Source organism: Streptomyces murinus (genome assembly GCF_002154555.1).
Lineage (GTDB): Bacteria > Actinomycetota > Actinomycetes > Streptomycetales > Streptomycetaceae > Streptomyces > Streptomyces murinus.
Map to the genome: position 1 here is coordinate 1 of NZ_MUNF01000817.1, position 9073 is coordinate 9073.

At 70.2% G+C, this 9073-nt stretch carries 10 protein-coding genes and 2 riboswitches; of the genes, 7 read left to right on the forward strand and 3 right to left on the reverse strand.

Annotation, left to right across the window (positions count from 1 at the left end; genetic code table 11):
• Window positions 1-268: 268 nt before the first annotated feature.
• Window positions 269-366, forward strand: a riboswitch (glycine riboswitch).
• A riboswitch (glycine riboswitch) is annotated at window positions 367-479 on the forward strand. It abuts the riboswitch before it with no gap.
• 44 nt (window positions 480-523) lie between these two features.
• The 6 genes from gcvT (at window position 524) to CCN72_RS35405 (ending at window position 6046) form a co-directional block, all read left to right on the forward strand.
• On the forward strand, window positions 524-1642 hold the full coding sequence (gcvT, locus tag CCN72_RS35380) for a glycine cleavage system aminomethyltransferase GcvT (protein ID WP_086812466.1): 1119 nt from the start codon (window positions 524-526) through the stop codon (window positions 1640-1642).
• Window positions 1643-1772: 130 nt separating this feature from the next.
• Entirely contained in the window at window positions 1773-2150 is a 378-nt protein-coding gene (gene gcvH / locus CCN72_RS35385; protein ID WP_037657181.1) for a glycine cleavage system protein GcvH, read from the forward strand.
• 15 nt (window positions 2151-2165) lie between these two features.
• The gene (glyA, locus tag CCN72_RS35390) at window positions 2166-3431 is read left to right on the forward strand and encodes a serine hydroxymethyltransferase (protein ID WP_086812468.1); all 1266 of its coding nucleotides are present in this window, start codon (window positions 2166-2168) and stop codon (window positions 3429-3431) included.
• Between the two features lie 55 nt (window positions 3432-3486).
• On the forward strand, window positions 3487-4854 hold the full coding sequence (locus CCN72_RS35395; protein WP_037657177.1) for an L-serine ammonia-lyase: 1368 nt from the start codon (window positions 3487-3489) through the stop codon (window positions 4852-4854).
• 53 nt (window positions 4855-4907) lie between these two features.
• The gene (locus CCN72_RS35400; protein ID WP_085566654.1) at window positions 4908-5513 is read left to right on the forward strand and encodes a GNAT family N-acetyltransferase; all 606 of its coding nucleotides are present in this window, start codon (window positions 4908-4910) and stop codon (window positions 5511-5513) included.
• Window positions 5492-6046, forward strand: a complete 555-nt coding sequence (locus CCN72_RS35405; protein WP_086812470.1) for a glycoside hydrolase family 25 protein — start codon at window positions 5492-5494, stop codon at window positions 6044-6046. Before CCN72_RS35400 ends, CCN72_RS35405 begins: the two co-directional genes overlap by 22 nt.
• A gap of 51 nt (window positions 6047-6097) precedes the next feature.
• Here CCN72_RS35405 and CCN72_RS35410 read toward each other — a convergent pair whose 3' ends face one another.
• Window positions 6098-6310, reverse strand: coding sequence for an EF-hand domain-containing protein (locus tag CCN72_RS35410; protein WP_037657174.1), 213 nt, complete (start codon window positions 6308-6310; stop codon window positions 6098-6100).
• A gap of 60 nt (window positions 6311-6370) precedes the next feature.
• Window positions 6371-7282: a MerR family transcriptional regulator gene (locus CCN72_RS35415; RefSeq protein WP_086812471.1), complete on the reverse strand. Its 912-nt coding sequence runs from the start codon at window positions 7280-7282 to the stop codon at window positions 6371-6373.
• Between the two features lie 48 nt (window positions 7283-7330).
• Between CCN72_RS35415 and CCN72_RS35420 the strand changes: the two genes are divergently transcribed.
• On the forward strand, window positions 7331-7993 hold the full coding sequence (locus CCN72_RS35420) for a GNAT family N-acetyltransferase (protein WP_086812473.1): 663 nt from the start codon (window positions 7331-7333) through the stop codon (window positions 7991-7993).
• Here CCN72_RS35420 and CCN72_RS35425 read toward each other — a convergent pair.
• Window positions 7964-9073 (reverse strand): YncE family protein (locus CCN72_RS35425; RefSeq protein ID WP_107430265.1); only part of this gene is annotated, 1110 nt, incomplete at its 5' end. The genes CCN72_RS35420 and CCN72_RS35425 overlap by 30 nt on opposite strands.

The window sequence follows — 9073 nt, forward strand, 5'->3', positions numbered from 1 at the left end:
GGAAGGCGCGGGGCGGGCGGCCACCCGCTCGCGGGCCGCGGGGCTTCTCGGCGCCGGGATGCGGGCCGCCTGCGCCATGGTCCTGTTCACCGTGATCGTCCTCCCCTTGTGGTTCGCAATCTCCATGCCCAGTGGAAGTAAAGGAAAGGTAATGCCCGGTGTGCCACGGGCGGGTGCGCGTACCGCCACAGCTCGGTTACGGATGCGGCCCCTGACGGGCGGGGGCCCGACGTGCAATGATGTGCGCGCCAACTGCATACCGGCCGTTTGAATCCGCGCGGGAGAGTCCCCAGCAGGCTTCGCTGGGGCGCCGAAGGAGCAAGTCCCTCCCTTGAATCTCTCAGGCCCCGTTACCGCGCGGGCGAGGCACATCTGAAAAGCGGGCCGCCATGACGGCTGCCCCACCCAAGGTGCAAACCGTGATCGCCTCCGTGGCGGTCCCGGCGAACCTCTCAGGTTCCGATGACAGATGGGGAGGAACGTTCCTCGCCCCATCCCTGTTGCCCTGGGAGACGACCGACCGATGAGCAGTACCGAACTCCGACACACCGCGCTGGACGCCGTGCACCGCTCGCTCGGTGCGACGATGACCGACTTCGCGGGCTGGGACATGCCCCTGCGCTACGGCTCCGAGCGCGACGAGCACGTGGCCGTGCGGACCAAGGCGGGCCTGTTCGACCTCTCCCACATGGGCGAGATCACCGTCACCGGCCCCGAGGCCGCCGACTTCCTGAACCTGGCCCTGGTCGGCAACATCGCCTCCGTCGGCGTGGGCCGCGCCCGCTACACGATGATCGTGCGGGCCGACGGCGGCATCCTGGACGACCTGATCGTCTACCGGCTCGCCGAGACCGAGTACATGGTCGTCGCCAACGCCTCCAACGCCCAGGTGGTCCTGGACGCGCTGGCGGAGCGCTCCGGCGGTCTCGACGTCGAGGTGCGCGACGACCGGGACGCCTACGCCCTGCTCGCGATCCAGGGCCCGGCCTCCCCCGGCATCCTGAAGTCCCTCACCGACGCCGACCTGGACGGTCTGAAGTACTACGCGGGCCTGCCCGGCACCGTCGCCGGCGTCCCCGCGCTGATCGCCCGCACCGGCTACACCGGCGAGGACGGCTTCGAGCTGTTCGTGAAGCCCGAGCACGCCGTCGAGCTGTGGCAGGCGCTGACCGAGGCCGGCGAGGGCGCGGGCCTGGTGCCCTGCGGCCTGTCCTGCCGCGACACGCTGCGCCTGGAGGCGGGCATGCCGCTGTACGGGCACGAGCTGAACACCTCGCTGACCCCCTTCGACGCCGGGCTCGGCCGGGTGGTCAAGTTCGAGAAGGAGGGCGACTTCGTGGGGCGCGCCGCGCTCGTCGAGGCCGCCGAGCGTGCCGCGCAGAACCCCCCGCGGGTCCTGGTCGGCCTGATCGCCGAGGGTCGTCGGGTCCCGCGCGCCGGGTACCCGGTCGTCGCCGGCGGCAAGGTCATCGGCGAGGTCACCTCGGGCGCCCCCTCCCCCACCCTGGGCAAGCCGATCGCCATGGCCTACGTCGACGCGGCGCACGCCGCGCCCGGCACCGAGGGCGTCGGCGTGGACATCCGTGGCACGCACGAGCCCTACGAGGTCGTCGCGCTGCCGTTCTACAAGCGCCAGAAGTAGACAGCGAGCCCGGTCACGCCCCCGCCCCCGACGGGCGGGCACGTGACCCTGCGCACATTCGCCCGCCCACCGGCGGTCACCAGCGTCCTACCGTCATCAGCACTCCCGCGCGTACAGGAGAATTCAGGCCATGAGCAACCCCCAGCAGCTGCGCTACAGCAAGGAGCACGAGTGGCTGTCGGCCGCCGACAACGGCGTCTCGACGGTCGGCATCACCGAGTTCGCGGCCAACGCGCTCGGCGATGTGGTCTACGCCCAGCTCCCCGAGGTCGGCTCCACCGTCGAGGCGGGCGAGACCTGCGGTGAGCTGGAGTCCACCAAGTCGGTCTCCGACCTGTACTCCCCGGTCACCGGCGAGGTCACCGCGATCAACGAGAACGTCGTCGACGACCCCTCGCTGGTGAACTCCGAGCCCTTCGAGGGCGGCTGGCTGTTCAAGGTGCGCGTCGCGGGCGAGCCGGCCGACCTGCTCTCCGCCGCCGAGTACGACGCCCACATCGCCGGCTGAGGAGGTCGTAACCGCATGACTGTCCTGAACACGCCCCTGCACGAGCTGGACCCGGAGATCGCCGCCGCGGTCGACGCCGAGCTGCTCCGCCAGCAGTCCACGCTGGAGATGATCGCGTCCGAGAACTTCGCGCCGCTCGCGGTGATGGAGGCCCAGGGCTCGGTCCTCACCAACAAGTACGCCGAGGGCTACCCGGGCCGCCGCTACTACGGCGGCTGCGAGCACGTCGATGTGGCCGAGCAGATCGCCATCGACCGGATCAAGGAGCTGTTCGGCGCCGAGTACGCCAACGTCCAGCCCCACTCCGGCGCCTCCGCCAACCAGGCGGCCCTGTTCGCGCTGGCCCAGCCCGGGGACACCATCCTCGGCCTGGACCTGGCGCACGGTGGCCATCTGACCCACGGCATGCGGCTGAACTTCTCCGGGAAGCAGTTCAACGTGGTCGCGTACCACGTGGACGAGGAGAGCGGCCTGGTCGACATGGCCGAGGTCGAGCGGCTCGCCAAGGAGCACCGCCCCAAGGTCATCATCGCGGGCTGGTCGGCGTACCCCCGCGAGCTGGACTTCGCCGCGTTCCGCCGGATCGCCGACGCGGTCGAGGCGTACCTGTGGGTCGACATGGCGCACTTCGCCGGCCTGGTCGCCGCCGGACTGCACCCGAACCCGGTCGAGCACGCGGACGTGGTCACCTCCACGACGCACAAGACCCTGGGCGGCCCGCGCGGCGGCATCATCCTCGCGAAGAAGGAGTTCGCGAAGAAGCTGAACTCGTCCGTCTTCCCGGGCTTCCAGGGCGGTCCCCTGGAGCATGTGATCGCGGCGAAGGCGGTGTCCTTCAAGGTCGCGGCCTCCGAGGGCTTCAAGGAGCGCCAGCGCCGTACGGTGGAGGGTGCCCGTATCCTCGCCGAGCGTCTGACGGCCGAGGACGCCCGCGCCGCCGGGGTCAACGTGCTCTCCGGTGGTACGGACGTGCATCTGATCCTGGTCGACCTGCGCGCCTCCGAGCTGGACGGCCAGCAGGCCGAGGACCGGCTGCACGAGGTCGGCATCACGGTCAACCGCAACGCGGTCCCGAACGACCCGCGTCCCCCGATGGTCACCTCGGGCCTGCGGATCGGCACGCCCGCGCTCGCGACCCGCGGCTTCACGGCCGAGGACTTCGCCGAGGTCGCGGACGTGATCGCCGAGGCGCTGAAGCCGTCCTACGACGCCGAGTCGCTGAAGGCACGGGTCAAGGCCCTCGCCGACAAGCACCCGCTGTACCCGGGTCTGTCCAAGTAATTCCCCGGTGGGGCACTCACCGTCGAGTGCCCCACCACTGCCCCAAGGAGTGACCGTGGCCATCTCGGTCTTCGACCTGTTCTCGATCGGCATCGGCCCGTCCAGCTCCCACACGGTCGGCCCGATGCGCGCGGCGCGCATGTTCGCGCACCGGCTGCGCAACGAGGAACTGCTGGCCTCGGTCGCCTCCCTGCGCTGCGAGCTGTACGGCTCGCTCGGCGCGACCGGACACGGCCACGGCACCCCCAAGGCGGTGCTGCTCGGCCTGGAGGGCGCCTCCCCGCGCACGGTCGACGTGGAATCCGCCGACGAGCGGGTGGAGTCGATCAAGAAGTCGGGCCGTCTGTCGCTCCTCGGCGAGCACGAGATCGCCTTCGCCTTCGACGACGACCTGGTGCTGCACCGCCGCAAGGCACTGCCGTACCACGCCAACGGCATGACGATATGGGCGTACGACGCCTCGGGCGCGGAACTGCTCAGCAAGACGTACTACTCGGTCGGCGGCGGCTTCGTCGTGGACGAGGACGCGGTCGGCGCGGACCGGATCGTGCTGGACGACACGGTCCTGAAGTACCCCTTCCGCACGGGCGACGAGCTGCTGCGCCTGACCAAGGAGACCGGCCTGTCGATCTCCTCCCTGATGCTGGAGAACGAGCGGGCCTGGCGCACCGAGGACGAGATCCGCGAGGGCCTGCTGGAGATCTGGCGGGTGATGCGGGCGTGCGTGCAGCGCGGTCTGACCCGTGAGGGCATCCTGCCGGGCGGGCTCAAGGTCCGCCGCCGGGCGGCCGTCTCCGCGCGCCAGCTGCGGGCCGAGGGCGAGCCGCTGGCGCGGGCGATGGAGTGGATCACGCTCTACGCGATGGCGGTGAACGAGGAGAACGCGGCCGGCGGCCGGGTGGTGACCGCCCCGACGAACGGCGCGGCCGGCATCATCCCCGCGGTGCTGCACTACTACATCAACTTCGTGCCGGGCGCGGACGAGGACGGCGTGGTCCGCTTCCTGCTGTCCGCGGGCGCGATCGGCATGCTCTTCAAGGAGAACGCCTCCATCTCCGGCGCCGAGGTCGGCTGCCAGGGCGAGGTCGGCTCCGCCTGTTCCATGGCGGCGGGCGCGCTCGCCGAGGTGCTGGGCGGCACCCCCGAACAGGTGGAGAACGCGGCCGAGATCGGCATGGAGCACAACCTGGGCCTGACCTGCGACCCGGTCGGCGGTCTCGTCCAGATCCCGTGCATCGAGCGCAACGGCATGGCCGCGGTGAAGGCGGTCACGGCGGCCAAGATGGCGATGCGCGGCGACGGTTCGCACATGGTCTCCCTCGACAAGGTCATCAAGACCATGAAGGAGACCGGCGCCGACATGTCCGTGAAGTACAAGGAGACGGCGCGGGGCGGGCTCGCGGTGAACATCATCGAGTGCTGAGCTTTACGTGATCGCACATTTACTTGATCGGTCCGCGGAACAATCATGGTTCCATGGACCGACCGAGTCAGCTCATCGAGTGCGGGGAATTCGTCCTCCGGCGTTTACGGGGGCAGCGTGATTTCGTTCAACTGTTCACGTTGATAGAGGAATCCCGGGATCATCTGCGGCCGTGGATGCCGTGGGCCGACGGCCATGACGAGCAAAGTACCCGGGAACTGCTGGCGAGTTCCGAGACGAAGTGGGAGAGCGGCGAGCTCTACAACTATGTCGTCGCCGAGAACGGCGAGCTCATCGGCATGTGCCAGGCGTATCGCGCCGAGCCCAGGGGGTGCCGGCTGGGGTACTGGCTGCACCCCTGCGCCGTGGGGCGGGGCATCGCCACGAGGGCGACGGCGGCGCTGGCGAAGGAGATGTTCGCGCTGGCGGACGTGGGGTACCTGGAGATCGCGCACGACGTGGCGAACGCCCCCAGTCGCGCCGTTCCGCGCCGGTTGGGCTTCACCGAGCTCCGGCGTGAGCAGGCGCCACCGCCGGCGGCTCCGTCCGGCTGCGGAATCGATCTGATCTGGCGACTGAATCGCCCCGCGACCGGGGGCACGTTTCCGGGGGGCCGTGCGGGGGGCACAAACTCTGCATGCTCCACGGCATCGACGTAAGTTCGTTCCAGTCCACGTCATATGACACGGACGGGCTCTCTTTCGTCTTCATGAAGGCGACCGAGGGCCGTTCGTATGTGAACCCCCGCCTCACCGCGCAGACCAAGACCGGCCGTGATGCCGGACTGGTCGTGGGTTTCTATCACTTCCTGTGGCCGGGCAACCTCACCGCCCAGGCCGACTACTTCCTCCAGCACGCCCCCGAACGCGCCGGCGACATCCTGGCCGTCGACTGGGAAACCACGAGCGACGGCACGCACGCCAGCAACGCGGACAAGGACAGCTTCATCCGCAAACTGAAACAACTGCGGCCGCACAACAAGGTCGTGCTCTACACCAACAGAGACTTCTGGCTGAACATCGACCGCACCTCTTACGCGGGCGACGGCCTCTGGATCGCCGACTACGTCACCGCGGGCAAGCCCCGCATCAAGGCCAAATGGCGTTTCCACCAATACGCGAGCCAGCCCCACGACAAGGACCTGGCCGACTTCGCCTCCAAGGCGGCGCTCAAGGAGTGGGCGGGCGGCTGAGGTGCACAGGGGTGCCCGCCTCCGCGGGACGGGGCACCCCTGCCGACCGTGTCACTTGTTCAGGTAGGTCCAGAACTCGTCGAAGGACAGGACCTGGTCGCCGTTGAGGTCACGGGATTTGATGATGGCTTCGGCGACCGTGTCGGTGACGTTCCAGTCGCCTCCCTGGGCCAGGGCGGACTTGAATTCGGCGGCGGTGATGAAACCGTCGCCGTCCACGTCGATCCGCTGGAATTCCTTGCGTGCTTCCTCGATGTCCGCCACCGATCCGCCCCTTTTGCTCGTGTTTCTTGTGCCCATGCAGGCGTACTGACGCTGGTCAGATTAGCTGTCCGTGCGGGCGCGCAGTGCCGCGACCACCCAGGCGAAGTCCTCGGCGTGCGGCGGGGCGGGGGCGCGGTTGACGAGGGCGATGAGTTCGCGGTACCGGGCGACCCGCTCGTTGAAGCCGGCCGCCATGCGCTCCAGGACGTCCGCGCGCGGGGCGTCACCGAAGAGCTCACGCAGGACGGGCTCCGCCTGCGGTGACTGCGGGGTGATGCCGCGCCCGCGGGCCGGGGCCACCAGCTCCACCAGCCGCTTGGCGAACCAGAGCGAACGGCCGCGTGCCTCCCCCGGCGCCCCGTCCGCCGAGTTGAGCTCCATCGCCCGGCGCATCTGCGCGCGGAACTCCGGGTCCTGGAGCATCTCCGCCAACTCCACCCACGCGTCCACCTCTTCCGGCGTCGGATCCGCCGCGAGGTCCACCGTGGTGGCGCGCAGCCGCTCCCGCACCTCGGGGTCCACGGCGTCGAGCCCCTGGAGGGCCTCCGCCACGAACTCCGCCACGATCCGTTGCCGTTCGGCCGCCGACAGCCGGGCCAGTCTGTTCATCAGGGTCGTCTCCCTCACGGTCGAGTCATGTCGTGCGACCGACGACAGCACCGCACGGGTCACCTTCAGCGAGCTGATCTGCGCGTCCAGCGCGGCCACATGCGTCGCCGCGACCTGTGCCACGGTCCGCTCTCCCGCCAGCACCTGTCGCACGTCGTCCAGGCCGAGCCCCAGTTCGCGCAGGGTCCGGATCAGCTCCAGGCGGGCGACGCCCTGGGCGTCGTACAGCCGGTAGCCGCCCGGTGAGCGGGTCACCGGGGTGAGCACGCCCTCGTCCGACCAGTAGCGGATGGTGCGCACGCTCAGTCCGGTGGCCCGTGCCAGCTCGCCGATGGTGAGAAGTCCGGTGCCGTCGTCGTTCATGTCTGGGAGTCTGGGCCTTCCAGCGGGTGGAGACTCAAGGGGTGGCGTATGGAGTCCGTGCGGAAGATTCTCGACGGGGTGGCGCGGGGCGTGTTCCCGCCGGCGGACGGCCGTACGACGGTCCTGCCGCAGCCCGGGCCCCGGCACGCGGGCGTCCTGGCGTTCACCGCGCACTCCGTCGTCGTCACGGACGAGGACCCCGCCTGGGTGTACGAGGCGCTGCGCGGCCTGGACTGCGATCCCCTGTCGGCCGCCCTGCACCCGCGCTTCCTGGCCGCGCTGCTGGAGCGCACGGGGTGGCGGGCGGAGACGGTGGACGCGGTGCTGGTGGCCGGGCCGCTCCCCGGCGTCCCCGCGCTCGCGCTGACGGAGATCCGGGACGCCGGCCATCCCCGGATCCGGTACGCGCGTGAGCGCCGCGATGAGGTGCGGGCCTGGCAGGCGGACGGCGGGGTGCTGGTGACGGGGCGCGGGACGGCCGGCCGGCTCGAGGTCTCGGTGGAGGTGGACGAGACGGCCCGGGAGCGGGGTCTGGGACGGCGGCTGGCGGGCGCGGCCCGGCGGCTCACCGAGGAGCCGCTGTGGGCCCAGGTGGCGCCGGGGAACGCCCGGAGTCTGCGGGCGTTCCAGGCGGCCGGTTACGCCGCCGTCGGCGCGGAGCTGCTGCTGCGGCTCCCCGGCTCAGCGGAAGACGCCCGTGTGCCCCAGTGAGTAGCGGCCCGGCTGGGGATAGACCGCGAGGCCGTGCGGTCCGCTGCCGACCGGGATGCGGGCCAGTTCCTTGCCGGTGCGGGTGTCGATGGCGTACACCTCGGCGTCGTAGCGGCCGGACAGCCACAGGACCTTGCCGTCGGCGGAGACGCCGCCCATGTCGGGGCTGCCGCCGCCGGGCAGCACCCACTTCTTGGTGAGCTTGTTCCGGGCGAAGTCGAAGATCGAGATGGTGCCCTCGCCCCGGTTGGAGACGTACATCTCGCGGGAGTCGCGGCTGACGTAGAGGCCGTGCGCGCCCTTGCCGGTGGGGAGCAGGGTGGGTTTGGTGAACCGGTCGCCGTCAAGCACCCACACCCCGTTGGCCATCATGTCGGCGATGTAGAACCGCTTGCCGTCCGGGGAGACCTTGACGTCCTGTGGCATGGAGCCGTGCACGGGCAGCTTCTCCTGGCCGACCACCGCCATCCGCGCGGTGTCGACCTTGAGGATCTCGCCGCTGAACTCGCAGGAGACGATGAAGTAGCGGCCGTCGCGGGAGAAGTCCGCGTGGTTGACGCCGTAGCAGCTGACCGGCACCGCCTTGACGGTCCTCATGGTGTGGGCGTCGCGGAAGACCAGTTGGCGGTCCATGGAGGCCATCACGATCGCGTACTTGCCGTCGGGCGTGAAGTACAGGTTGTACGGGTCGTGCACGGCGACCGGCTTGCCCGCCTTGCCGGTGCGCGGGTCGAGGGGGGTGAGGCTGTTGCCGAGGTCGTTGTTGACCCACAGGGTCTTCAGGTCCCAGGAGGGCACCACGTGCTGGGGCTGGCGGCCGACCGGGATGGTGTCGATGACCTTGTAGGTGGCGGGGTCGATGACGGTGACCGTGTCGGAGTTGGTGTTGGGCACGTACACCCGGGAGGGGAAGTCCTTGACCACCGGGGAGAGCAGCCCCGGCCGGTCCGCCGCGTAGATGTCCGCCGGGTCCTGGACCGGGGGCATGCCGGGCAGCACGTTCACCCGCGCCTGGTCCACCTGCGGCTGGGCCGGCGGTCTGCTGCCGATGGCCTCGTTCGCGCGGTGCGCGCCCTGGCC